31 protein-coding genes are annotated in these 24,737 nt (G+C 35.2%); 2 read left to right on the top strand and 29 right to left on the bottom strand.

The features are described from left to right. Nucleotides 1-110: 110 nt before the first annotated feature. From rsmI to EGX70_RS10845, 16 genes are all read right to left on the bottom strand, one after another. Entirely contained in the window at nucleotides 111-980 is an 870-nt protein-coding gene (rsmI, locus tag EGX70_RS10920; protein WP_000425864.1) for a 16S rRNA (cytidine(1402)-2'-O)-methyltransferase, read from the bottom strand. Further along, nucleotides 980-1,306 (bottom strand): DNA replication initiation control protein YabA, encoded by a 327-nt coding sequence (gene yabA / locus EGX70_RS10915; protein WP_000358198.1) that lies wholly within the window; start codon nucleotides 1,304-1,306, stop codon nucleotides 980-982. Before yabA ends, rsmI begins: the two co-directional genes overlap by 1 nt. 30 nt (nucleotides 1,307-1,336) lie before the next feature. Continuing rightward, complete coding sequence (locus tag EGX70_RS10910; RefSeq protein WP_000364568.1) at nucleotides 1,337-2,200, bottom strand: DNA polymerase III subunit delta'; 864 nt, start codon at nucleotides 2,198-2,200, stop codon at nucleotides 1,337-1,339. A gap of 19 nt (nucleotides 2,201-2,219) precedes the next feature. Then, nucleotides 2,220-2,855: a dTMP kinase gene (gene tmk, locus EGX70_RS10905; protein ID WP_000715594.1), complete on the bottom strand. Its 636-nt coding sequence runs from the start codon at nucleotides 2,853-2,855 to the stop codon at nucleotides 2,220-2,222. Nucleotides 2,856-2,943: 88 nt separating this feature from the next. Next, nucleotides 2,944-3,603 carry a CBS domain-containing protein gene (locus tag EGX70_RS10900; protein ID WP_001144246.1) on the bottom strand — a complete coding sequence of 220 codons (660 nt, stop codon included), beginning with the start codon at nucleotides 3,601-3,603 and terminating at the stop codon, nucleotides 2,944-2,946. An 18-nt stretch (nucleotides 3,604-3,621) separates the two neighbouring features. After that, complete coding sequence (locus tag EGX70_RS10895) at nucleotides 3,622-4,332, bottom strand: ABC transporter ATP-binding protein (RefSeq protein ID WP_000178141.1); 711 nt, start codon at nucleotides 4,330-4,332, stop codon at nucleotides 3,622-3,624. Then, entirely contained in the window at nucleotides 4,332-5,096 is a 765-nt protein-coding gene (locus EGX70_RS10890) for an ABC transporter ATP-binding protein (protein WP_001185989.1), read from the bottom strand. Before EGX70_RS10890 ends, EGX70_RS10895 begins: the two co-directional genes overlap by 1 nt. Next, a complete protein-coding gene (locus EGX70_RS10885; RefSeq protein ID WP_029140712.1) occupies nucleotides 5,097-6,050 on the bottom strand; it encodes a branched-chain amino acid ABC transporter permease in 954 nt (317 codons plus the stop codon). 2 nt (nucleotides 6,051-6,052) lie between these two features. Further along, the gene (locus tag EGX70_RS10880) at nucleotides 6,053-6,922 is read right to left on the bottom strand and encodes a branched-chain amino acid ABC transporter permease (RefSeq protein ID WP_000941396.1); all 870 of its coding nucleotides are present in this window, start codon (nucleotides 6,920-6,922) and stop codon (nucleotides 6,053-6,055) included. Between the two features lie 105 nt (nucleotides 6,923-7,027). Beyond that, nucleotides 7,028-8,194: an ABC transporter substrate-binding protein gene (locus EGX70_RS10875; RefSeq protein ID WP_000415516.1), complete on the bottom strand. Its 1,167-nt coding sequence runs from the start codon at nucleotides 8,192-8,194 to the stop codon at nucleotides 7,028-7,030. 153 nt (nucleotides 8,195-8,347) lie between these two features. Further along, nucleotides 8,348-8,593 carry a DUF2129 domain-containing protein gene (locus EGX70_RS10870; protein ID WP_001041186.1) on the bottom strand — a complete coding sequence of 82 codons (246 nt, stop codon included), beginning with the start codon at nucleotides 8,591-8,593 and terminating at the stop codon, nucleotides 8,348-8,350. Between the two features lie 99 nt (nucleotides 8,594-8,692). Further along, nucleotides 8,693-9,283, bottom strand: a complete 591-nt coding sequence (locus tag EGX70_RS10865) for an ATP-dependent Clp protease proteolytic subunit (RefSeq protein WP_000613483.1) — start codon at nucleotides 9,281-9,283, stop codon at nucleotides 8,693-8,695. Between the two features lie 124 nt (nucleotides 9,284-9,407). Continuing rightward, complete coding sequence (upp, locus tag EGX70_RS10860; protein ID WP_000514490.1) at nucleotides 9,408-10,037, bottom strand: uracil phosphoribosyltransferase; 630 nt, start codon at nucleotides 10,035-10,037, stop codon at nucleotides 9,408-9,410. Nucleotides 10,038-10,147: 110 nt separating this feature from the next. Beyond that, the gene (locus EGX70_RS10855; protein WP_000634079.1) at nucleotides 10,148-11,317 is read right to left on the bottom strand and encodes a MalY/PatB family protein; all 1,170 of its coding nucleotides are present in this window, start codon (nucleotides 11,315-11,317) and stop codon (nucleotides 10,148-10,150) included. 135 nt (nucleotides 11,318-11,452) lie between these two features. Then, nucleotides 11,453-12,001, bottom strand: a complete 549-nt coding sequence (locus tag EGX70_RS10850; protein ID WP_123948135.1) for a tRNA (cytidine(34)-2'-O)-methyltransferase — start codon at nucleotides 11,999-12,001, stop codon at nucleotides 11,453-11,455. 172 nt (nucleotides 12,002-12,173) lie between these two features. Beyond that, nucleotides 12,174-13,526 (bottom strand): APC family permease, encoded by a 1,353-nt coding sequence (locus tag EGX70_RS10845; RefSeq protein WP_000427467.1) that lies wholly within the window; start codon nucleotides 13,524-13,526, stop codon nucleotides 12,174-12,176. A 205-nt stretch (nucleotides 13,527-13,731) separates the two neighbouring features. Here EGX70_RS10845 and trkA point away from each other — a divergent pair, with 205 nt between their 5' ends. Together trkA and EGX70_RS10835 are read left to right on the top strand one after the other, a co-directional pair. Further along, the gene (gene trkA, locus EGX70_RS10840) at nucleotides 13,732-15,081 is read left to right on the top strand and encodes a Trk system potassium transporter TrkA (RefSeq protein ID WP_001220338.1); all 1,350 of its coding nucleotides are present in this window, start codon (nucleotides 13,732-13,734) and stop codon (nucleotides 15,079-15,081) included. A gap of 4 nt (nucleotides 15,082-15,085) precedes the next feature. Then, nucleotides 15,086-16,525, top strand: a complete 1,440-nt coding sequence (locus EGX70_RS10835) for a TrkH family potassium uptake protein (RefSeq protein WP_001043415.1) — start codon at nucleotides 15,086-15,088, stop codon at nucleotides 16,523-16,525. Nucleotides 16,526-16,548: 23 nt separating this feature from the next. Here the strand turns inward: EGX70_RS10835 and yidD are convergent, their stop codons facing one another. The 13 genes from yidD to EGX70_RS10770 form a co-directional block, all read right to left on the bottom strand. Next, complete coding sequence (gene yidD / locus EGX70_RS10830) at nucleotides 16,549-16,800, bottom strand: membrane protein insertion efficiency factor YidD (protein WP_000920196.1); 252 nt, start codon at nucleotides 16,798-16,800, stop codon at nucleotides 16,549-16,551. Then, nucleotides 16,800-17,522 (bottom strand): pseudouridine synthase, encoded by a 723-nt coding sequence (locus tag EGX70_RS10825; protein WP_001222207.1) that lies wholly within the window; start codon nucleotides 17,520-17,522, stop codon nucleotides 16,800-16,802. Before EGX70_RS10825 ends, yidD begins: the two co-directional genes overlap by 1 nt. After that, a complete protein-coding gene (gene scpB / locus EGX70_RS10820; RefSeq protein WP_000221690.1) occupies nucleotides 17,512-18,096 on the bottom strand; it encodes an SMC-Scp complex subunit ScpB in 585 nt (194 codons plus the stop codon). Before scpB ends, EGX70_RS10825 begins: the two co-directional genes overlap by 11 nt. After that, nucleotides 18,093-18,800, bottom strand: coding sequence for a segregation/condensation protein A (locus tag EGX70_RS10815; RefSeq protein ID WP_000351869.1), 708 nt, complete (start codon nucleotides 18,798-18,800; stop codon nucleotides 18,093-18,095). The genes scpB and EGX70_RS10815 overlap by 4 nt, the downstream gene beginning before the upstream one ends. Further along, nucleotides 18,800-19,540, bottom strand: a complete 741-nt coding sequence (gene xerD, locus EGX70_RS10810) for a site-specific tyrosine recombinase XerD (RefSeq protein ID WP_000606411.1) — start codon at nucleotides 19,538-19,540, stop codon at nucleotides 18,800-18,802. Before xerD ends, EGX70_RS10815 begins: the two co-directional genes overlap by 1 nt. Beyond that, on the bottom strand, nucleotides 19,530-20,003 hold the full coding sequence (gene cbpB, locus EGX70_RS10805) for a cyclic-di-AMP-binding protein CbpB (protein ID WP_000560709.1): 474 nt from the start codon (nucleotides 20,001-20,003) through the stop codon (nucleotides 19,530-19,532). The genes xerD and cbpB overlap by 11 nt, the downstream gene beginning before the upstream one ends. Beyond that, nucleotides 20,000-20,521 carry a metallophosphoesterase gene (locus tag EGX70_RS10800; RefSeq protein WP_001007724.1) on the bottom strand — a complete coding sequence of 174 codons (522 nt, stop codon included), beginning with the start codon at nucleotides 20,519-20,521 and terminating at the stop codon, nucleotides 20,000-20,002. The genes cbpB and EGX70_RS10800 overlap by 4 nt, the downstream gene beginning before the upstream one ends. Then, nucleotides 20,503-21,477, bottom strand: a complete 975-nt coding sequence (locus EGX70_RS10795; protein ID WP_000167813.1) for a nucleoside-triphosphate diphosphatase — start codon at nucleotides 21,475-21,477, stop codon at nucleotides 20,503-20,505. The genes EGX70_RS10800 and EGX70_RS10795 overlap by 19 nt, the downstream gene beginning before the upstream one ends. Next, nucleotides 21,474-22,268 (bottom strand): glutamate racemase, encoded by a 795-nt coding sequence (gene racE, locus EGX70_RS10790; protein ID WP_000378351.1) that lies wholly within the window; start codon nucleotides 22,266-22,268, stop codon nucleotides 21,474-21,476. Before racE ends, EGX70_RS10795 begins: the two co-directional genes overlap by 4 nt. Before the next feature lie 174 nt (nucleotides 22,269-22,442). After that, nucleotides 22,443-22,682 carry a YneF family protein gene (locus tag EGX70_RS10785; RefSeq protein WP_000108275.1) on the bottom strand — a complete coding sequence of 80 codons (240 nt, stop codon included), beginning with the start codon at nucleotides 22,680-22,682 and terminating at the stop codon, nucleotides 22,443-22,445. A 157-nt stretch (nucleotides 22,683-22,839) separates the two neighbouring features. After that, the gene (locus tag EGX70_RS10780; RefSeq protein WP_000039538.1) at nucleotides 22,840-23,382 is read right to left on the bottom strand and encodes a hypothetical protein; all 543 of its coding nucleotides are present in this window, start codon (nucleotides 23,380-23,382) and stop codon (nucleotides 22,840-22,842) included. Between the two features lie 61 nt (nucleotides 23,383-23,443). Continuing rightward, entirely contained in the window at nucleotides 23,444-23,965 is a 522-nt protein-coding gene (locus EGX70_RS10775) for a transcription repressor NadR (protein WP_000647216.1), read from the bottom strand. A gap of 67 nt (nucleotides 23,966-24,032) precedes the next feature. After that, a complete protein-coding gene (locus EGX70_RS10770) occupies nucleotides 24,033-24,722 on the bottom strand; it encodes a Bax inhibitor-1/YccA family protein (protein ID WP_000999457.1) in 690 nt (229 codons plus the stop codon). Between the last annotated feature and the right edge of the window lie 15 nt (nucleotides 24,723-24,737).

Genomic DNA, 24,737 nt, shown 5'->3' with positions numbered 1-24,737 from the left:
TTAAAAATCTTAAGGAAATTGGAAGTGTCTTACTTATTTATTCCAATAGGTAAATCGGAGATTATAAAAGGTTGCCAAAGTTTTCTTTGGCAACCTTTTTATATTATTACTTATAAATCATGGAAACTAGCGTAGAGTTCTTGTCTATTGAGATTAAGTTCTTTTGCTACTTTTTTTATCGCTTGATTAGTTTTATCGCCATTAGCGATATATTCTTTTACTAATACTAGTGGATCTTGTTGGCTACTGTCTTTCACTCGCTCAGTATCTCTCTTACCATCAACAATAATTAAGCATTCACCTTTGAGAGGGACCTTTTCAATATGCCCTAAAAGTTGACTAATGGTTCCTCTTTGATACTCTTCATAGAGTTTCGTCAATTCGCGTACTAAAACAACTTGGCGATCTCCATAAATCTCTTTCATGTGTTTTAGCGTATCAGAGACTCGAAACGGTGACTCATAAAAGATTTGTGTTTCAGGGTAATCTTTCTTTGTTTCAAAAAAAGTTATTTGTTGACCTTGCTTACGCGGTAAGAAGCCATAAAAAATATGAGGTTGTGGAGCTAAACCTGAAGCGATGAGAGCAGTAATACCAGCGCTAGCTCCTGGTATAGATACGACCGGGATATCCCCTTCAATAGCAGCCTTGACAAGGTCATGTCCTGGGTCAGAAATAGAGGGCATTCCTGCATCAGATACTTGGGCTAAAGATCTCCCTTCTTTTAACAAATCAATTAACCCAGAGATTTTATCATAAGCATTGTGTTCGTGAAAACTAATTTGTTTAGTAGTAATATCAAAGTGCTTGAGTAAAAGTCCCGTATTTCGTGTATCCTCTGCACAAATAAAATCAACTTCTCTTAAAATCCTAATGGCACGAAAAGTCATATCATCTAGATTACCAATTGGAGTTGGGACTAGATAGAGTGTCCCGTAATGTGTATTTGATTTAAAACTTTTTTGAACTTGCATTTCCATCAATCTCTATATAATAATTCAATACAAAAAGCACATTCTTCGTCATTTTCACGACGTTGACCATAGAAAGTATTACAAATGTGAAAGCCATCATTGTAAATTCCTTCGAGTAGTTCTCTTCCTTGTTTAGAATTTTTAACTGCAGTTTCTGTTTCTGCTTCAATAACGCTCAGACGCTCACGAAGTTTACCATTTTCAATACGTAGAACAGTATTCTCCTCCAATAATTTTTGGATTTGTTTTTTCATAGTCTCAATTTCAGACAACCCAACTAATAAATTTTGTGAAAAATCATCAAAGGCATCAAACAAGTCTTTTTTATCCATTCACTCTTCCTCTCTGCGCGTATTATTTGTCTAAGAAAGCACCATATACTCTAAACTATTTTGAAAACTAACATTGCTCTTCCACATTTGCTGAGCTCTATAAGTATTTTCTAAATCATAAAGTTGGCCTTCTTTAGCCAGCATTATTGTCAGCCATTGAAAAACAAATGCCTGATCATTTTTATCTACAACTTGCGATGTCAAGCGAGATACTTCTAAATAAGCAGTTTGCCTATCTTTTGCCAAGGTCGTCACAAACTGTTGACTTAAATTCAAGTAATCTAATAACTTTTTGTTAGCCAACAATATTTCTAAATGTTTAGGATCGTCTGCTACTTGAGCTAATAAGCTAGCTTGTGATTTTAGCAATCCTGCTTGTTCAGCTTGATGAACCAACATGTCCAATTGTTTTGGAAAACGAAAAATTTGCGTTCTACTCTTAATTGTTGGCAAAACATTGTTTTCATCATTAGTCAATAAGATGACATAAGATGAACTTTGAGGTTCTTCAATAAATTTCAAAAGGCTGTTGGCTGCATTGACATGCATTTTTTCGCAATCTTTGATGATAAAGACCTGTGATTTCCCTTCAAAACCTGATCTTGAAAAATCTTTAGTCAGCTCTTTTATAGTCTCTGTCTTAATAAGTTGCCCCTGTGGTTCTATGATTTTAACATCTGAAAATTCTCCATTAGCGATTAAACGACAAGCTCTACACTTTTGGCATGGTAAACCACTCTGGCGCTTTTCACAGAACTGACTTTGTGCTAAATAAAGTGCCATATCTAGACTTGCAAAATTTCCCGAAAAAAGATAGGCATGACTCATCCTATCTGACTGTAAAATAGTATTAAACTTTTCCAGCAATTTGGGTTGTGTTCGCTTTAAATCCATGACCTTTGTACTTCCTGATTCATTGGTTGATACGATCTAAAATAATAGAGAATGTCTCAGCTATTACTTCATCTAGCTGTTGGGAGGCATCAATCGTCACAATGCGGTTTGGCTCTAAATCTGCCAATTCAAGGTAACCTTGACGGACGCGTTGATGCATATCTAATTGCTCGAGATCTAGACGATTTATCTCCCTTTGAACACTTTTTTGAATACGCTCTAAACCTACTTCAGAAGGAACATCAAAATATAAAGTTAAATCAGGTTTATGACTATCAGTCGCATAGTCATTAAGCCATTTTATATGTGACTTATCTAATCCTCTTCCTGATCCCTGATAGGCAACAGAACTATCAATAAAACGATCCATTAGGACTATTTTCCCTTCTTCTAGAGCTGGGAGTACCTTTTCCACTAGATGTTGGCGTCGAGCAGCCATGTAAAGCAATAGCTCTGTTTTTTTATCCATTTGCGTGTGTTTAACATCTAAAATAATATGACGAATTTCTTCTGAAATAGTTACGCCACCAGGCTCTCTGGTGGTGAGAATATCTTGTGATAATTTTTCTCTGAGCAAGGGTACAACAGCTTCTAAAACGGTTGTTTTACCCGCACCATCTGGGCCCTCAAAAGAAATCATTAGTCCTTTTTTCATGGTACATCCTTTATTTATAATTACTACTATTCTATCAAAATTTATCAAAAAAAGACACCCACAACTTGATTGTGCATGTCTGATATTTTTAAGAAAGTGGTTTTTTCACGGTCTTTTCTAAAGTTTCCACAATAACATCATCAAATACTAGTTCTTGTTTTAAAACATCCTTGTCAGCGTATCCTTCTAGTTGTATCTCGACCGCTTTCTTACCTGCTTTTCGTTCAATAATGACTAAACGTTTAACACTTAAATTTGCACTAGAAAGACGATTTAGGACTTTTGATAGTACCCCTATCCCCTCATCAGCTAATATAACCAAGCGATAACCTTCTTGACCATACCCCGCAATTTCAAGAAAGGCTTTAAAAACATCCCTATCCGTGACAATCCCATAAAGTTGTCCATTATCAACTACTGGTAAAACACCGATCTTTCGAGACATCATCAAATAAATAGCGTCCTCAAGGCTAGCATACTGTGAAACAGTCACAATATCTTTAATCATAATATCTCGAATTTTTGTCTTATTAAGAAGATAGTTCATCTCATATATAGAAAGACTGGTTGCTTTAGAAGGTTGTGCTTCTGCCATTGTCCCTTCTGTCACTAACCCCACTAGCTGATCATTTTCAACAACTGGCAAACGCCTTAAGTGGTGTTCTCTCAATAAATCAGCAGCTTCTGCAACTGTAGTGTCTGGAGAGACATAAACTAATTTTTTTGTCATAAAATCTTTCACTGGCATACCTGACTCCTCTAAATATTATCCACCTAAGTAAGCTTTACGAACTTGATCTGAAACTAGTAATTCCTTACCTGTCCCTGATAAAACAACCTTCCCAGTCTCTAGAACATATGCTTTATCAGCAATTGTCAGAGCTTTATTTGCATTTTGTTCAACTAAAAGAACTGTAGTCCCTTGTTTTTTGATGTCTTCAATGATATTAAAAATTTCTTGAATAAAAATTGGAGCTAGGCCCATTGACGGTTCATCTAAAAGTAATAATTTAGGACGACTCATCAATGCACGCCCCATAGCGAGCATTTGCTGCTCACCACCTGATAAGGTTGCTGCATCTTGGTTTTTACGTTCTTCTAAGCGAGGAAAACGATCAAACACTTTTTTTAACATTTTTTGATTTTGTTCACGATCCTTTTGAAGAAAGGCTCCCATTTCTAAATTTTCCATAACAGACAAACTTGAGAAAACGTGGCGCCCTTCTGGAACCTGAGCTAAACCATTGCCAACAATTTTTCTAGCTGCTAACTTATGTATAGGTTTCCCCATAAAAGAAATAGAAGCCTGACTTGGTCTTACTAAACCAGAAATTGTCCTCAAAATTGATGTCTTTCCTGCACCATTGGCTCCAATTAAGGTTATAACCTCACCTTGGTTAACTTCAAACGAGACATCATTCACCGCTTGAATAACACCATAATGAATAGATAGATTTTCTACTTTCAACATGGTCATTATAACTCACCCCCCAAGTATGCTTCTATAACACGTTTATTATTTTTAATTTCTTCAGGTGTCCCGTGAGCAATCAGACGACCATATTCCAATACATAAATTCTCTCTGTTACTTGCATAACCAAGTTCATATCATGTTCAATCAGCATAATAGTAATATCAAAATCACTCTTTATTTGACTAATTAACTGCGTCAATTCTGCAGTTTCTTGAGGATTCATTCCTGCCGCGGGCTCATCCAAAAACAATATTTTTGGTTCTGTTACTAAAGCACGAACAATTTCTAAACGCCGTTGTTTTCCATAAGGGAGGTTCTTGGCAAGAGCATCTTGATATGCTTTCAAACCAAAAATCTCTAATAGCTCTAGTGCCTTTTTCCTTAAGGCTTTTTCACTATGATAGTATTTGGGTAATCGTAAAAAACTAGCAATAGGATGTGATAAGTGATGATTACTGAGTCCTACTAGTACATTGTCTAAAACAGTCATATTTTTAAAAAGTCGGATATTTTGAAAAGTTCTACCTAAACCTAAAGAAGCTATTTTAGCTGGTTTCCTCCCATTTAATATCTTACCATCAAGTGATATTGTCCCTTTACTAGGAAGGTATACTCCTGTTAAGAGATTAAAAAGCGTTGTCTTACCCGCACCGTTGGGGCCGATTAAGCCAATTAATTCACCTTTATGTAATTTCATCGAAACATCACCTACAGCAGTTAGGCCACCGAAATGTTTACTTAAATTTTTTACTTCAAGAAGTGCCATCTAAATGTCTCCCTTACTCGTCTTACGAAATAGATGAGATAGAGTTAACTCTTTCGTTCCTAATAAACCGCTAGGTCTAAAAATCATAATTAAAATCAGGGCTAAAGCATAGATAATCATTCGAACAGAAGCGTAGTCTTGTAGTAACATATTCAATAATCCTAATAAAATTGCTGCTAAAACTGTCCCTGTCATTGAACCTAAACCACCTAAAACAACAATAATTAAAACATTGACAGACATCATAAATGAAAAGTCTTTTGGCATAACAGTTCCAACGTAGCCAGCCTGTAAACTACCAGCGATAGAAGCTAAAATAGCTCCAAAAATAAAAACAATTACTTTCACTTTTGTTGTATCCACACCCATAGACTCTGCTGCAATTTCATCTTCTCGTATAGCAATTGTATTACGCCCTAAGGGACTACGCAAAAAATTCATTGCAAGGATAAGACTCACAACTGCCACCCCATAAACTAAAGACCAGGTTGTAAAAGGCGGAATCCCCATGATACCCGCAGCACCATTCGTAATATCACCTCCATTAACCAACAAAATACGGATAATCTCAGCAACACCTAAAGTAGCTATAGCTAAATAATCACCTTTTAGTCTCAAAGTAGGAATTCCTACACCTAAGGCAATACCTCCTGCAACAAGAGTTCCAACAAGTATAGCTATCAAAAAACCTACATAAGTTGGCATTTTAACGCCGATAATAGCAACTGCATAAGCGCCAATAGCCATGAAACCTGCATGTCCTAGTGAAAACTGTCCCGAACAACCTACAATTAGGTTCAAACCAACTGCTAAAATAACATTAATCCCAATTGTTTCAATAATTTGAATATGATAGAGGTTAAATATACCCATAGATATTAGCACGCTAATCAAGAGATAACCTAACACTACTATAGCTAACCAAGATAAAATTGATTTCATATTTTCTTTCATGCCTAGACCTTCTCCTTAATATTTTTTCCAAGAATTCCTGCTGGACGGATCAAGAAAATGAGAATTAAAATAGCATAAACGATACCATCTCGAAAATCTGACACACCAAGTGCAGTCGCTAAAGTTTCTAAAATGCCAATAACAAAACCACCGATAGCCGCTCCCGGAATGATACCAATACCACCTAAGACAGCTGCAACAAATGCTTTCAACCCTGGAGTTACCCCCATAAGAGGTTGAACAGAATTATAATAAAGCCCAATCAGTACTCCACCTGCTCCAGCTAAAGCAGACCCCAGCGCAAATGTAAAACTAATGGTACGGTTAACATTAATTCCCATCAATTGTGCGGCATCGCTATCCACTGATAAAGCTCTCATAGCTTTCCCCATTTTAGTTTTTTGAACGATGAACTGTAAAGTAAGCATTAGTAATAGCGCAATACCTAAAATGATGAGCTGAACATTGGTTATAGTTATCGGTCCTAAATTATATTTAACAGTATGAATGGCTTGCGGAAATGCCCTAGTATCCGCTCCAACAAGGTATACCATCCCGTACTCCAAAAGAAAAGAAACACCAATAGCTGTAATTAACGCGGCAATTCTAGTTGATTTTCTCAGTGGACGATAAGCTAAATATTCAATTACAGCACCTAGGAAAGCAGACCCCAGCATTGCAATTAATAAAGCTAGGAAAAAATTAAGATGAAGATGATTAATCAAATAATAGCCCATGAAAGCGCCCATCATATAGATGTCCCCATGAGCAAAATTAATCAGCTTAATAATGCCATATACCATAGTATATCCTAAGGCAAGTAAAGCATATATGGATCCTAAGATAAGTCCATTAATGAGCTGTTGAAGCATATTATAACCATACTTTCTATTATATATTATTGTCGAATTATTCTGAAAAATTACTTTTTAAAAAAGGGGAGCTGAAAATTAAACTCCCATTTTTCTAGAGAATACTTATTTTGCTGAAATAATGTTAACGCTACTTGTTTTTCCATCGTCTAATTTGACAACGTAAGCTGATTTAACAACATTATGATTTTTATCAATAGACATTTTCCCTGTCACACCTTTAAAATCTTTCAGCTTAGCTAAAGCTTTTTTAAGATCAATTGAAGTTTTAGCTCCTTTAGCAGATTTAGCTGCCATATACACGGCATCGTATGATAAAGCCGAGAACATGGATGGTTCTTCACCATATGCCTTAACGTAATGATCATGGAAAGCTTTAGCTTTGGTTGATCCTTGTGTAGTGAAACCTGTCAAATAATAAACGTTTGAAGCTCCCACAGGTGTTGCCGATTGCACAAATTTCGGACTATCAAAACCATCAGGCCCAAGAACCGGTTTAGAGATACCTAAATCACGCGCTTGCTTAACTATTAATCCTGTCTCGGTATAGTAACCTGGCATCACAATAGCATCATATTCTTTCCCTTTCAACTTAGTCAATGACGCTTGGAAATCAGTATCACCAGCGGAGAATGTCATGCTATCAACAATTTTTCCACTATAACTTTCCTTAAATGATTTTGCTACCCCCTTTGAGTAATCTGATGAATTATCATAAAATAGAACAACTTTTTTAGCTTTAAGGTTGTCTGTAGCATACTGAGACAATAGCTTTCCTTGATAATTATCGACAAAAGTAGCTCGGAAGAAATACTGATTTAAGGTTTTTCCATCAGAACCATAGACTAAATTGTCTTGTGTCGCAGCAGGTGCAATCATTGGAACTGCTGCTGCATTTACTTTTGGAGTTGAAGATGCAGCTGCACCCGATGTTGCTGGTCCGATAATGACATTAGCTCCTTTGGTAACCAAGTTTGTGGCAACCGTTGCTGCCTCTGCATTTTCTGATTTATTATCCTGTGATAGGACTTTTAACTTCTTGCCGCCAACCCCTCCAGCAGCATTAATTTCTTTTACTGCTAAGTCAGCTCCATTCTTCATTGAATTTCCATACGAAGAAACGTTTCCTGATAATTCCCAGTTATACCCTACCTTAATATCTTTCCCTATTTTTGTTCCTGTCGAAGATGCTCCTCCTCCGACATTTCCACATGCTGCTAAAAGAACTGTACTAGCTAAAACAAGAGCTCCTAAACTAAGTCTCTTTTCCATATTTTTCTCCTTTTTTGAAAATGGTAACTAAAATAATACAGAATTATCAGAATATTGTCAATAGTTTTTAAATTATTTTTTTGAAAATTATAGAAACTAAATAAAAAAGAAGGACATCCGAACTCCTTCTTTCTAATAACTACTATAAGTATCTTAGCGATATAAGTTTCCAACAAAATCCTGATCAATATCATCAATTGCTGATAACCGAACATCCTTAACAAATTTTAAATGTTTTATCTCTTTACTAACGCTAACAATATCCTCTTTATTAACATAAATGACTAGATATCTTAATCTACGAGAATGATAATGAACATCTCCGTATTTATATAATTTACGAGCGTCACGATTATAGTAAAGATAAACGCTCATTCCTAAACGCTCTTGTTTATTCAATAATTTTTTCCTTTCTGCGTCATATCTGTAATTACTAAGATTATAACATAATTCCAACAAATAAAAAAAGAGTTGATAAACTCAACTCTTTTAAATCTATTATTGTAGATTATTATTTTCCATAATAGCATCAATAAAGCCATAATCAAGTGTTTCTTGAGCACTCATCCAACGATCACGCTCTGCATCATCATGGACTTTTTCAATAGATTGACCAGAATTATCAGCTAAGATTTTTTCTAAAGTATGACGCGTTTTTAAAAGATGCTCAGCAGCGATAGCCATATCAGATTGCTGTGTGCCTCCGCCTGTTCCACCCATTGGTTGGTGGATCATATATTCTGCATTCGGTAACATAAAACGTTTTCCTTTAGCACCACTCGAAGCAATAATGGTTCCCATCGAAGCAGCCATCCCCATAACAATCGTCTGTACGTCCGATTTAATAAAGTTCATGGTATCCACAATAGCAAGTCCAGCCGATACTGAACCACCTGGTGTATTGACATAAAGGTAAATATCCTTTGTATTATCTTGTGCATCGAGAAACAATAACTGTGCAATGATACTATTGGCCATATTATCCTCAACTTGGCCGGTCAACATAATAATACGATCTTTTAAAAGACGTGAGTAAATATCATAAGAGCGTTCACCACGACTTGTTTGTTCAATAACTACTGGAATCATATCTTTCTCCATTTCTTTTTATCACTGTCACTATTATAATCATTTGGTCAACAAAGGTCAAATAATAACTTTTTTAAGAAAAGGCTTTCTGAGTTCTTCAGAAAAGCCTTATTCATCTCAAATCTTATTTTGTACCAAATAAGCGATCACCAGCATCTCCGAGTCCAGGAACAATGTAGCCATGTTCATTGAGTTTTTCATCCAAAGCAGCGGTATAAATATCTACATCTGGATGTGCTTCTTGAAGTGCTGCCACTCCTTCTGGAGCTGCTACTAAACAAACGAATTTGATACTAGCTGCGCCACGTTTTTTTAGAGAATCTACTGCTAAAATAGCAGACCCACCTGTAGCAAGCATTGGATCAACTACAAAAATCTGACGTTGATCAATATCTTCAGGTAACTTAACTAAATATTCGACTGGTTGGAAAGTCTCTTCATCACGATACATACCGATATGACCAACTTTAGCAGCTGGCACAAGGCTTAAGAAACCATCAACCATACCAATACCTGCGCGTAAAATTGGAACAATTGCTAACTTTTTCCCAGCTAATTGTTTTTGTACAGTTGTCGCTACTGGTGTTTGGATTTCAACATCTTCTAAAGGCAAATCACGAGACACTTCATAGCCCATTAACATCGCAATCTCATCAACTAACTCACGAAAATCTTTAGTAGATGTTGTAGTGCGACGTAAGATTGACAGTTTATGTTGAATAAGTGGATGTGAAATGACTTGAAATTTTCCCATTATAATGACCGCTTTCTATTTAATTTTGAGCATTAAAAACATTCTAACGCTTGTTTACATTCAAAGTATTATAACATAAAAACCCTTTCCATGCGACTTTTTTTTATAGTCTAGTCATTTTTTCTAAAGTTTGTCACTAATCGCAAAACTGCCTCCTCAATAACAGACCTAGGAGCTGCGACATTGATTCTAGCATGTTTTTTCCCTTCTTTTCCAAAAGTTAAACCATCATTTAATATTAATTTGGCATCATATCGAAGTTTTTCTTGAATTTCTAAATGCGTTAAATTATAAGCAGAAAAATCTAACCAAACAAGATAAGTTCCCTCTGGTTTCATCACTTTGATATGAGTTTTTTGCGTTAATTGCTCATAAAGGTATTCTATTGATCCTTCTAACTCCATTTTTAGGGCCTTTAACCATTGTTTCCCTTTTGTAAAGGCAACTTCTGTAGCTAATAACCCCAATGAGGAAATTTCTTGTTGATTGTTAGCTATTTGCCTCTTCTTAAAATCAGAGCGTAACTTTTCATTTTCAATTATTGCAAAACTATTTTTAGTCCCTGCAATATTAAACGTTTTAGTTGCACTAGATAAAATAACACTCAATTCTTTAAAAGTAGAATCAACAGTATTAAAGCTATGGTGTACATTATCAAATAATACCAAATCTTGATGTATTTCGTCAGAAACTAGGATAACATTATACCGTTTACAGATATCTCCTATTTTTTGAATTTCTCCTTTTGTCCAGACACGCCCACCGGGATTATGTGGACTACAAAAAATATAAAGCTTTACATTATTTTCAATGATATCTTTTTCTAATTGTTTAACGTCAATCTCAAAATACTGATTATTATTAAGTAAACTATTTGAAACTAAATGACGATTATTGTATTTTATAGTTCTAGCAAAGGGCGGATAGACTGGGGTATTAATTAGAACAGCATCTCCCTCCTTTGTGAAGGCTTGTATGGCAACTGAAATCGCTGGTATAACCCCATCAATTAATAATAATGATTTTTTATCAAATTGATAACCATGTTCTTGCACTTCCCAATTAGAGATAGCTTGGTATAAACTGTCTTTAGGACTATCATAGCCAAAAACCATTTGGTGTGAAAAATCTTCAATAGCCTCCGACATTTCTGGAAAGATAGGAAAATCCATATCCGCAATCCAAAGGGGAAGGATTTCTTGATCTTTTTGAACCGCCTTCCATTTTATGGCATTACTTGAAAAACGTTCTGGTAAACTTGTGAAATCATATGTAATCATAATTACTCCTGACTATTCTACAGCTAAAAATATCCCTTGTCGCCTTGGTGACTATTTTACCATTTGTTTTTGATACTATATACTAATTAACATTCTAAAGATAAAAGTGACCATTTTAAACGATCACTTTCTTTATTATTTTAATTTATCATTTTCATAAGTATGGCTTAATTCTAAATTAGGAAAACTTTGCTGCCTAAGGGCTTCATAAACAATCATACAAACAGTGTTTGAAACATTCAAGCTACGCACATGCTCATCATTCATGGGAATTCGTAAGGCCTTTTCGGCATGCTCGCGCATAAAAGTTTCTGGCAATCCTTTATCTTCACGACCAAACATAAAATAATGGTCTTGATCATCATTATAATTTTCATCTGAGTAAACCTTGTCAGCAAATTTGCTAATTAGGTGAACTTTCCCACGACATGACAACATAAATTCTTCCAAACTATCATAGAAACTAACATCTAGCTTATTCCAGTAATCCAGTCCTGCTCGTTTCATTTTTTTATCATCAATAGGAAATCCCATCGGTCGTATGATGTGCAAAGGAGCATTTGTTGCCGCACAAGTTCTAGCAATATTACCAGTATTTGCTGGAATCTGTGGTTCAAATAAAACAATATGATTTCGTCCACTATCGGAACGATGATTTTTCTGCGTTAATGTTTCAATATTCATCTCATCATCACTTTCTAGAACTCATTCTGACTCGCAAAAAAACCACACTGCTCGGAGTCAATCTCAGCAAACAATGTGGTTTATGGTGGTTTGTTAGCTTAAATCATAACAGGTTTGATTTAAACTAACAAATCGTTGACACTATTATAGCACTTCAGTCTACAAAGTCAACCTATTCATGAGTTTTTGGGTTATTTTTTTGATAGATATAATGACAAATCAAACAGAATAATAAGCAAAAACATTGGAAAATTAAAACCGTAAAGAAATTACTTAACAAACTCCCGATAAAGAGGATCAAACCGCCTAAAATTGCTAGAATCGGTGAAACTAAGCCGGTAAATTTATTTTTAATATCTTTTTTGAGATAAAGGCTGAGTACTAAAACATAAAGAATGATTAAACTGGTATTATTAAACACCACAGCAATTTCACTAATATCACTACCCGGCAATAAATTAAATTTTGTAACCATAAAGTGAACAAAAAGCCAAAAAATAGCTACAGCCGTCACCGTCAAACTAGCTGGCAATGACATTTGATACTTCAAATTTATGTTAGCCATCCTCTCACTTTTGATCCATCCGCGTTCCGCAAAAGCTTGAGGTAGACGCATCGTCCCAAGTAAAAGTCCATTGGCAACACCTAATACAGATAAAATAACAATGAAAGATAATAAACGCCCAACACTAGGACCGAAAATAATGTTAGCTGCATAATTAATAGCATCATTACCGGTTGTCATAATAAAGCTAGCACCTAAAATTTGTGTCAAACCATAGAAAAATGCCAAATATGATAATAAGATAAGCGCTGGACCAATGACAAAGGCAAGTGGTAAATTCTTCTTGGGATTCTTGACTTCTGGTGCAATACTAACAAAAATTGTCCAACCATCATATGCAAAATACAATGGTACCAGACCTGACACCCAACTCCATCCAACATTTGACGGTTGAATAGCTGTTAAATGTTGTGGAAGTTGTGGAGCTTTATCAGACCAAAAAGCACCAATTAAAGCAATTAGGACTAAAGGAATCATTTTTACAAAGGTCGTTAAAGATTGGAATCCCCCTGCAATACGCTTAGCAAAGATATTCATGAGACTAAGCGCTAAAATATAAACAGCAGCTAAAATAATCTGTGATTCCAAACTTGATGATTCACCTAAAGTATAAAATGCAGCTACCCATGAAACGATTGCTGTTAAAGTTGGAAGATACAAAAAAGACGCAAACAAGCCTAAAGTTGCTGCTAAAGCTGGGCTAACATATTTTTCGTAGTAAGAAAAAATACCACCACTTTCACTCGTTCTAATAGCTAGCTCAGAAATTGACAAACTTCCAAAAACAATCGAAAAAGAACCTAGTACTAAAATTACCATGCCTAAAAAGACATCTCCACCAGTAAATTTAAGGATGTCATCAACTTTAAAATAAATGCCTGAACCAATCACTACACCTACAATCATAGCAATTGTAGTCATTAATCCATAGGTCTGTTTAATAGAATTATGATTCTCCATAATATCTCCATTTCTACTGTACGCTTAAAGGTTAATTATAACCTAATTTAGGGCTTGTCACAAGTTTATCTGTGTTATTTTTCACCAGATTCTGATAAGAGAATCATATTACTCTTATCAGAAAGATGAAAACGTTTTTTAACCATAATTCTCGTGCATTTTTACTAAAAAAAAGGTATCATAGAGTTTATTATTGGAGGTAAAAATGAGAATAATTGTTGTCGGCGGAGGTAAAGTCGGAACCGCACTTTGTCGCTCACTTGTTGCTGAAAAGCACGATGTTGTTTTAATTGAGAAAAAAGAAAACGTCCTTAAACGTGTCACTAAACAGCATGATATTATGGGAATTGTTGGGAATGGGGCAAACTATAAAATTTTAGAACAAGCCGAAGTCAAAAATTGTGATATTTTTATCGCTATCACTGATCGAGATGAAGTTAATATGATTTCAGCAGTTCTTGCCAAAAAAATGGGGGCAAAAGAGACTGTTGTTCGCATGCGTAATCCTGAGTATTCTAATCCTTACTTCAAAGATAAAAACTTTCTTGGCTTCTCTTCAGTTGTCAACCCTGAATTGTTAGCAGCACAATATATCGCTAATACCATAGAATTTCCAAATGCAACTTCAGTTGAACATTTCGCCAACGGGCGTGTGATGTTAATGGAATTTAAAATTTTAGAAGGAAATAAACTCTGTCATACTTCAATGAGTCAAATTCGTAAAAAATTTGGTAATATTGTTATTTGCGCAATTGAACGCGATGGCAAATTGATTATTCCTGATGGCGATGCAACTATCCAAGTCAAAGATAAAATCTTTGTAACTGGAAACCGTATTGAAATGATACTTTTCCATAATTACGTTAAAAATAAAGTTGTCAAAAACTTGATGGTTATCGGTGCAGGACGCATCGCCTACTACCTACTCAATATCCTTAAAAATACCAATACACACGTCAAACTAGTTGAACTCAACCAAGAACAAGCTGAATATTTTAGTCAAGAATTTCCCAATGTTCCTGTCGTTCATGGGGATGGTACTGCTAAAAATATTTTGTTAGAAGAAAGCGTTACAAGTTTTGACGCAGTTGCTACTTTAACTGGTGTTGATGAAGAAAATATCATTACCTCAATGTTCTTAGAAAGTATCGGTATTCCTAAAAACATTACCAAAGTTAATCGAACTAGCCTACTAGAAATCATTGACGATAAACAACTATCAAGCATTATCACACCCAAGCGTATTGCCGTAGACCATGTGATGCACTTTGTACGCGGGCGTGTAAATGCTCAGGATTCCAACCTAGAAGCTATGCATCATATTGCTAACGATCGCATTGAAACCTTACAATTTGAAATAAAAGAAACTAGCAAATTAGCAAATCGTAGTCTTGCATCTTTAAAATTAAAGCAAAATATTTTAATTGCAGCGATTATTCGCAATAATAAAACGATTTTCCCAACTGGTGAGGATGTTTTAACAGTGGGTGATCGTATCGTTGTTATCACCTTATTAAAAAATATTACTAGAACTAGTGATATGTTAGCGAGGTAGGAATATGAATAAAAGTATGATTCGTTTCCTCCTCTCAAAACTTTTGATGATTGAAGCTGCTCTTCTAGCGATTCCTCTAACTGTTGGACTTATTTACCGTGAACCGCAAAGTGTCATGATGAGTATAGTCATTACCATGATTATTCTAATCATCCTTGGATTACTGGGTTCTCTCTTTAAACCTAAAAATTATCATATCTACACTAAGGAAGGCATGTTAATTGTTGCACTCTGCTGGATACTTTGGTCCTTCTTTGGCGCCCTTCCATTTGTTATTTCAGGACAAATCCCTAATATTATCGATGCTTTCTTTGAAGTATCTTCTGGTTTTACGACAACAGGAGCAACTATTCTTGATGACGTCAGTGTCTTATCCCCCGCGCTCTTATTTTGGCGTAGTTTTACCCATCTTATCGGTGGAATGGGGGTTTTAGTATTTGCCCTTGCCATCATGGAAAATTCTAAAAATAGCCATTTAGAGGTTATGAGAGCTGAAGTTCCTGGACCTGTATTTGGTAAAGTTGTCTCGAAACTTAAAAAAACTGCACAAATTTTGTATCTGTTATATCTTCTTATGTTTGCAGTATTTGCAGTAATATTATATTTTGCAGGTATGCCTTTCTTTGATAGTATTATCATAGCGATGGGAACTGCAGGTACAGGTGGTTTTGCAGTTTACAATGATAGCATTGCCCATTATAATAGTCCTCTGATAACTAACTTAGTTTCTATTGGTATGCTTATCTTCGGGGTTAACTTTAATCTTTACTATCTTCTTTTACTCCGAAAAATTAAAGCATTCTTTGGTGATGAGGAACTAAAAACCTATCTCCGCATCGTGGCAATAGCAACTTTCATGATTGCTCTAAACGTCATCGGTATGTATGATAATTTTCGACAAGGCCTCGAACATATTTTCTTTGAAGTATCAGCTATTATTACGACAACTGGTTTTGGCGTGACTGATATCACTCGTTGGCCTTTGTTTTCACAGGTTATTTTGCTATTCTTGATGTTTATCGGTGGTTCTGCTGGCTCTACAGCTGGGGGCTTTAAAGTCATGCGTAGCTTAATCCTAGCAAAGATTGCACGTAACCAAGTATTGTCTACACTCTATCCTAATAGAGTCATGTCACTACACATTAATAAAAGCGTTCTAGATAAAAATACACAACATGGCGTTTTAAAATATCTAACTATCTATTTAGCTATCTTCATGGCACTCGTTCTTGTTTTAACGCTTGATACTAATGATTTTTTGGTTGTTGTCAGTGCTGCAGCCTCATGTTTTAACAACATAGGCCCACTCTTAGGTAGCAATGAAACTTTCTCATTCTTTAGTCCATTCTCAAAACTCCTTCTTTCATTTGCTATGATAGCAGGACGTTTAGAAATATACCCTGTTTTATTGATGTTTATTCCTAAAACATGGTCAAAACTATAATTACAAATAATAAAACGGATATATCAATCTGATATATCCGTTTTATTACGTCTTAAGCTAAAATGATCAGGGACAGGATCATTTCCTCCGTGGGCTAAGGGATGACATCGCAAAATACGTGCAATCCCCATCAGAACACCTTTTAGACCATGTTTTTGAATAGCTTCTATCATATACGTAGAGCAAGTTGGACGATAACGACAGCTAGCTGGGAAAGCTGGAGAAATATTTTTTTGGTAAAAGCGAACCAAGAAAATCAAAAAAGATTTAAGCATTAAGATTTATTAATAGCCGCATTATGCAACTGACTAATTTCTTTTTTATTTAATCGTCGTGCTTCCCCAGGACGGAGACCCGTTAAATCTAAGGTACCGAATTGTGTACGAGATAGCTTGTCCACTAATAACCCAACTTGTTCAAACATTTTCTTAACTTGATGATTACGACCTTCATGAATAGTTAATTCAACTACTGAACGATTTTTTTCATGATCCACTTTTATGATAGTATAGCGAGCAGGTTTTGTTTTCTTACCATCGATAACAACGCCACGCGTTAATGGTCGAAGGTTTTCTTTAGTAGCTATTCCTTTAACACGTGCTAAATAAACTTTATCAATTTCATTACGAGGATGAATCATTTTATCAGTAAAATCACCATCATTAGTCAAAATTAAAAGTCCAGTTGTATCCCAATCCAAGCGACCAACAGGATATATCCGTTCTTTGACTTGTGGCAACAAGTCAATAACTGTCTTACGTCCTTTGTCATCTGAGACACTTGAAATAACACCACGTGGTTTATTTAAGAGATAATATACCTTCTCTTCGTTGTAAATTGGACTTCCTTCAATTTCAACCAGATCACCAGCCTTTACTTGGGTCGCCAATTCATTAACCACTTGACCATTAATCGTGACCATTCCTTGCTTGATTAATTCCTCAGCTTTTCTACGACTTGCAATCCCTGCATGCGCAATATATTTATTAATTCTCATTGTTTTCCTTATCTTCTGTATTAATTGAATCCATTGAAAATAACGATACTTCTTCGTCAACTAATTCAATTGAAGAGGCGTCAATTAAGTCATCTAACTGATTAATTCCCATATAATCTAAGAAATAATTAGTTGTCTCATAAAGGTTAGGACGTCCCAACACTTCTTTCTTTCCAGCCTCTTTAATTAAACCAAAAGCTATCAGTCTAGTTATAGCTCCACTGGAATTCACGCCACGAATATCATCAATTTCAATCCTAGTAATAGGTTGTTTATAAGCAATAATAGATAGAACTTCCAAACTTGCCCGAGATAGACTCTGATTAATAGGAGCCTTCGCATAATCTCTCAACAAAGTCATATAACTATCCTTTGTTACCAATTTATAAGTTTGTGCTGTCTCAAGCAATAATAGACTAGAATCGTCATCTTCTTCATATCGTTTAGCCAACTTTTCTAGTTGCTGTATTAATGCTGATGGTGTCAAAGACAATAATTCTGCCATTTGACGCAAACTCAGTCCATCTTCACCTGCAACAAAAAGAAGAGCTTCTATTGAGCCTAAATAAGTCATTTCTCTTCCTTTCTTAAGATAACTTGACTAAAATTACTGTCTTGTTCTACTGTGATTTGATGTAATTTTATCAACTCTAACATTGCCAAAAATAAAGTTATCATTTCAGATTTTGTTTGGCAATCCGCAAACACTTCTTGTAATGTCGTTTTCTTTTTAAGATTAAAATGTCTTTCAATAACGATCATCATATCTTCAATACGGTAGTCTTCTTTCTCAATTACCGTTTGACTATTTGACAATTCTTTTTGTTTTTGGGACATCATTTGAGAAAAAGTCAAAAAAAGATCCATCACCGATTTATCGTGTAGAAGAATTGCATCTTCAAAGATAACTTCTTGTTTTGGTTTTGAAAAATATTTGGCACGTTCTTGATGCTGATTAGCTAACTCTTCACTTAGCACTTTAAAACGTCTATATTCCTCTAATTGGCTCAACAATTCCATTTCTGGATCATCTTCAATAGGATTTGACTCCACTACTTTAGGTAATAAGTTACGGCTTTTTATCAACATCAGCTGACTTGCCATAAGCATATACTCACCAGCTACTTCTAGACGCATCGCCTGTAATGTTGCTATATAAGCAAGGTACTGCTCAATAACTTCCACAATCGGTACATCGTATATATCAACCTCATATTTAGATACGAGGTGTAAGAGTAAGTCTAGGGGCCCCTCGAAATCTTTTAACTTAATATCCATTATCTATAATATCTCTCTAAAGTGATAGGAGTTTTTAAGCCTAGAAGGCGACTGAGCTCCGTCATCGTTTTGCCATTTTCTTTTTGCTTTAGAATAAATTGTTCTCGCAGAAGTTGTGCAGTTAGTTGTTGCTCATTCTTCTCATTTAAGAAATCTGTTAATTGATTAAAAAACCATTGTCTAGAATAAGGCTTACCGTTATGCTCAAAGACTAAGTCACCATCTTCCTCTAAAGATTCCAAAAGAAAAGGAAGCAAGTCTTCTGGAAGTTTTAAAATACGCTTCATCTGCGATTTTTCAATACTTAAGATATTAAAAGTTGTATCAAAATCAGCCTTCTTCAAATTAGCAATTTCAGCCGGAGTTAAACCTAAAGATAAAATCAACAAAGCAATCAAACGACCACTCGGATAATCAGTATCTTGATAGAAATTTGATAAATCCATTATTTGAGACTTTGTCTGAGCCAAAGTGATTTTTTCAGTCTCTTGTAGTCTGTAAAATTCCTTCAGCGTTCCTCTATTATATAAAAAGAAAAGAAATTGATTGACTGCAGATAACTTTCGCTTACGAGCTGTTAACTTAAATTCACTTAGAGACTGTTGATACAATGCCAGTTTTTCAGAATTTACATGTCCACCAATTATTTTATAAAATTGCTTTAAATCATAGTGATAGGACTTACGCGAATTGAGAGATAATTTCTTACTCTCAATAAAATTATTAATATCATTTATCATTGTTTTTAGGAGTGATAGTATATTCGTCTGTAAAATCATGTAGGAGGCTATTAATAGCTTTTAAAATCGATTTACGGGTTATAATGCCTCTAAAATCATTTTGATCACTGATAACAGGTAAAAATGGATAATCTACAATCTTATGCATAATTGCTGTCAGAGTAGCTGCCTCATTAATCGGCTCGATTTTTGTATTAACCATCTCAACAATATCAGTCTGTGCCATCTCCCAATCTGTTAATTGACCTTTAGATTGGTAGCCCATAATGTCTGAGATACTAATAGTACCTACATATTTTTTTTCTTTAGTGATAACTGGTACACGTGAAAAACCATTACTTGCTAATAGTAGCATAACGTGGTCTGCATTATGCGTATCCACAAAAATAGCAACGTCTTCAGCTGGAATTAGATAGTGGTCCAAATGACTTAGCAAAAACGACTCAAATTCTTTAGCAATCATCTTGAAAATTCCTTTGTCAAGTTAGGATAGGGTTGGTGTTGGCGAGTATAATACTCTACCAAAACCTTACTATCTGTTATAGTTACAACAGCGTAAAGCTTCTCATTTATTGGTCCTCTTGGCTGCAAAACACTACCTGGATTGATAAAAATAGTTTTACCATTTTTCCAAGCATCTGCACGATGAAGATGACCATATAAACAAATATCCGCGTCTTCTTGCTGAGCTAACAAATCCAATTTATCCCAAGTAAAATTAATCTGATGGAGATGACCATGGGTTTGAACAATAACAGTATTATCTATTTTTGTAACCAAAACTTCCGGATAACCTGAATCATAATCACAATTTCCTGTGACCACATGAATGCCTTCCCATATAGGATCTGAACTAGGAAGTTCGGAATCCCCATTGTGAAAAATAACATCCACTTTTCCCAAATAATGATTCTTTATATCTTTTACAATGTCACGATCTCCGTGAGAATCACTCATTACAACTAATTTTCTAATTGCCATTTTGGAAATACCTCCATCAATTTACGGACAGCTTGCCCACGATGTGATAGATTATTTTTTTCTTGTGCGCTCAATTCAGCTGCTGTCCTACTACCTTCTCCAACAATAAAGAGTGGATCATAACCAAAGCCATTTTCCCCCTTAGGTTCCGTACCAATATAACCTGGCCACTCTGCTTCAACTACCAAACTTTCTTTATTTGGAGCTGACACGACTAAGGTTGTATGAAACTGTGCTGAACGTCTTTCTTTGTCAAATACCATGGCTAATTCATGCAATAATTTGGCATTATTACGAGCATCTGTCGCGTCAGGACCTGAAAAACGAGCAGACCATACCCCTGGTAAACCACCTAAAGCATCTACTTTTAATCCGGAATCATCTGAAATTACCATTTTCCCAGTTAATTTTGAAATAGTCTCTGCTTTAAGTCGAGCATTTTCTTCAAAGGTCATACCAGTCTCTTCAACTTCTGGTAAATCTGGGTAATCATTTAAATTTTCAACTTTGAGTCCTAATTTCCCAAATAATTCTCTAAATTCCTTCGTTTTTCCTTCATTGTGAGTCGCAATTAATATGGTATCCCCAAAATTATTATCATTCTTTAAATCAAAGAATTTTTCTAAAGAAGTGCCCTCTTTAGGTAAGTGAACTAAGAACAACTGATCATCTTCACTAACTAAGATGGCCCCTTTATGTTGAGTCACTTTGATGTGCCTTGAATACTCTTGATTAATCATATCAACGAGGAATGCTAATAATTGAAAATCCGAAGTCATCTGCACAACGTGAAGCTGTAGACCTTCAACTTTCAAAGTTGATAATAGACGATGAAAAACATCTTGGATAGCTTCGTAAGATTCATCATTACCAAAACAAGTAAAATAATTAAAAGCTTGGAAACTACCTAAAAACCAATTGCCTTCAGTTTTACTTTCAAAAATTGTTTTTGTCATAATACTATACGCTCCACATTTATTTCTTGACTAAGCCATTGTTCTGCAATTTCTTTAAAACCTTTTGGGCTGGCGGTTGTGTAAAAGTGATGACCACCGTGTTTATTTTGCCAATTATGGTTTATCTCAAAATAGTTCAATAAAACAGAAATATCACGAACGGTTTCTGCGCCACTATCAATTAATTTAACCTCAGCCCCCATAACATTTTGAATGATGGGACGTAATAAGGGATAATGCGTGCAACCTAAAATTAAAGTATCTAATTTACCAACTAATGGGGACAACGTTTCATAAACCACCTTTTTGGCTAAACTAGAAGACATCTGATTTGATTCCACAATTGGAACAAATTTCGGACAAGCAAGGGATACCACAGCAGTATTTGGAGACAAAGCTTGAATTTTTTGACGATAAGCATCTGATTTAACAGTCATGGGAGTACCTATAATACCAACTTTCCCTGAATTAGTTGATTTGATAGCTGCGCTAGCTCCTGGTAAAATAACGCCTAAAACAGGTATGTCTAGTTTTTCTTTAATTTCTTGCCAGGCAACTGCAGTTGCTGTATTACAAGCTATAACAATCATCTTAACATTTTTAGTCAATAAGAAATTAACCATCTGCCAGGTAAACTCTCTAATCTGTTGAGCAGGTCTAGGACCATACGGAGCTCTAGCCTGATCTCCAATGAAGATTACTTCCTCTTCTGGAAGTTGACGGAACATTTCCTTAACAACCGTTAAACCACCTACACCAGAATCTAGAAAGCCAATAGGCCTACTATCCATTTTTATTCCTCCAATATTAGTGACTAAAAGAGGCTGGACAACAGTCCTAGCCTCTCTATACAATAACCAATCAGTCAAATCTACACTTGACCAAGTTTGCCCAAATCTTGTCTAGAAATCTGATGGACTATCACTCACTATTTCATCACTAAACGCTTCAATGCTAAAACACTCTTATTTTTTAGTTTTGATAGCTGTTTTTGCGTGTTTTACAATATTACGGTATGTCTGTTGAACTTTAGCTTCACTAGGTTTTTGTCCCATTTGACTCATCATTTCACGAATAGCATCCGGTGTTAAACGAGGGTGCTCTCCAATCTCTTTTTCAATTTGTTTACGAGCAATAAAAATGCCTCCCACGAGACCACCAAACAAAGCGACGATAATTAATAAAATCCAAATAGTTGTTGACATCTATTCATTCTCCTCATTTATTTACATGACTCATTATAGCAAAAAAAGAAAGAGTTTACAAATATATGTAAACAAAATCAAAGCCTCTATCGTCCTTGTCACGTCAATACACTATTAAATTTTCACTAGAGCATGATTAAGCACATAGCCGAGTCCTTTATCTTATCCTAAGTGTTTTCCCCAACTTTTGTGTCATCCATTTCCAAATGAAGAGAGCTATATAAAAATCTACCAATCCATGTAGCAAAGAGCCTAGCCCTATCAAAGAAAATAGTGACCATAAATAAGTTGAACTACTGTTAGAAGTCATTGTGATTATATAAACAGTAATAAATTCGAGCAGACCATGAATTATGTTAATAGCTACAGCAAATAACAATGTTTGCCATTTACTCATCAATAAAGAGGGCTTTGACTTAATCAAGAAAGCCGCAATTAATGCAAATCCGATATGTGATAAAGCTCTAAGAACGATTACAATCGGAAAACCAGCTAGTAGAAATCCAAGTCCTGTCCCTAAAGCTACTAATATTGCAACTGGAACAGATATAAAAATACTTAAAAATAAAGGTACATGGCTTGCTAAGGTGAAAGAAGCAGGCCCAATAATTATTTTAGCAGGCATGATTATAGGAATCATGATTGCAAAAGCTACTAAAATAGAAGTATAAGAAACCATTTGTGTTGTTTTTTTTGACATTTTTATCTCCTTTGAAGCTATTATACAAAATAACCTTACAGGTGTAAAGACACCTGTAAGGTTATTTGTCTATGTATAAAATTCCTGCTTTTTTTAGAGCCTCACATATTTGGTCAAAAACTGACTGATCTTGACAAGAAATCATATGTGTATGTAAACCATCTGTCAAAGAGGATAGCAATTCTGCATTGGAAACTTTTAATTTAGCAGTAAAATTATCAATGTCTTTTTGGCTTTGAATGTTTAAGGGAGCAGTCAGCATCCCATAAATAGGGTGCTCTACCTCCACATTCATAATGATTCCTTGATACCGCAAAATAATTTCCAGTTCTTCTTCTGTCTGTTCTATGCCATGCTGACAAACCAATCTAGCAGTGAATTGATGAGTACTTAGAGCACTGGACATGAGGTATCCTTTTGGGGTAGAAATAATATCACATTGTTGTGCACGCAATAAGGCAATATCTCCAACAATCACCTGCCTACTAACACTAAAAATCTTTGCTAATGTGCTTGCCGATATAGCTTCTTTTGTTCCTTTTAAAGTCGTTAAAATATTTTCTCGACGCTCCTGTGCCTTCATATAACAAATTCCTTCTTTGGTGTTATTTCACAATTAAAAACTGGCTAGAATATCTAACCAGTTAGCCTCAATCATTTCGTGCAAAAAGACGAAGAATATTTAAGAATAGATTAATAAAATCAAGATAAAGGCTTAGTGCCATCGAAACTGCCCAACCATCTGCGACTTGGCCGCCTTGGCTATTGTAGACATATTTAATCATTTGGTTATCGTAAGCAATCAATCCAGAAAAGATGATGACACATACGATACTAATGATATAACTCATCCCCCCACTACCGATAAATAAATTAACAAGACTTGCAATTAAAATCCCAATTAAAGCAGCCATTAACGCTTTACGCATACCTGATAAATCTTTTTTAGTCTTAGCTCCAATCAAAGCCATTGCAAAGAAAACAGCTGCAGATGTTATAAAAGCTTGAAGAACTGTTGTTTGCGTGTACCTTGCGATAATGAAACTTAAAGTAAACCCATTCAAAGCTGAATAAATCAAAAATAATGGTAATGCAGCTGGTGTGTTTCGACGCGCCGCTCCACTAGCAACAAAGACTAAAACCAATTCTAAGATGATTGCTCCAAAATACAACCCTGGCATTTTTTGCATGATGGCAATCATATTTTGTGGAAACATATACAGCATAATAGCAGAAACAGCAGCTGACAAACCTACTCCTATCCCTACAAGACCGTAAATCTTAGCAAAAAATTGATTCAGCCCTGAATCAGATTGTGTGTAAATGACGTTATCATTCATATGTATTTTCCTATT

Source organism: Streptococcus sp. FDAARGOS_522 (assembly GCF_003812445.1).
Classification (GTDB): Bacteria; Bacillota; Bacilli; order Lactobacillales; family Streptococcaceae; genus Streptococcus; species Streptococcus agalactiae.
This window is presented reverse-complemented; position numbering and strand designations above follow the sequence as displayed.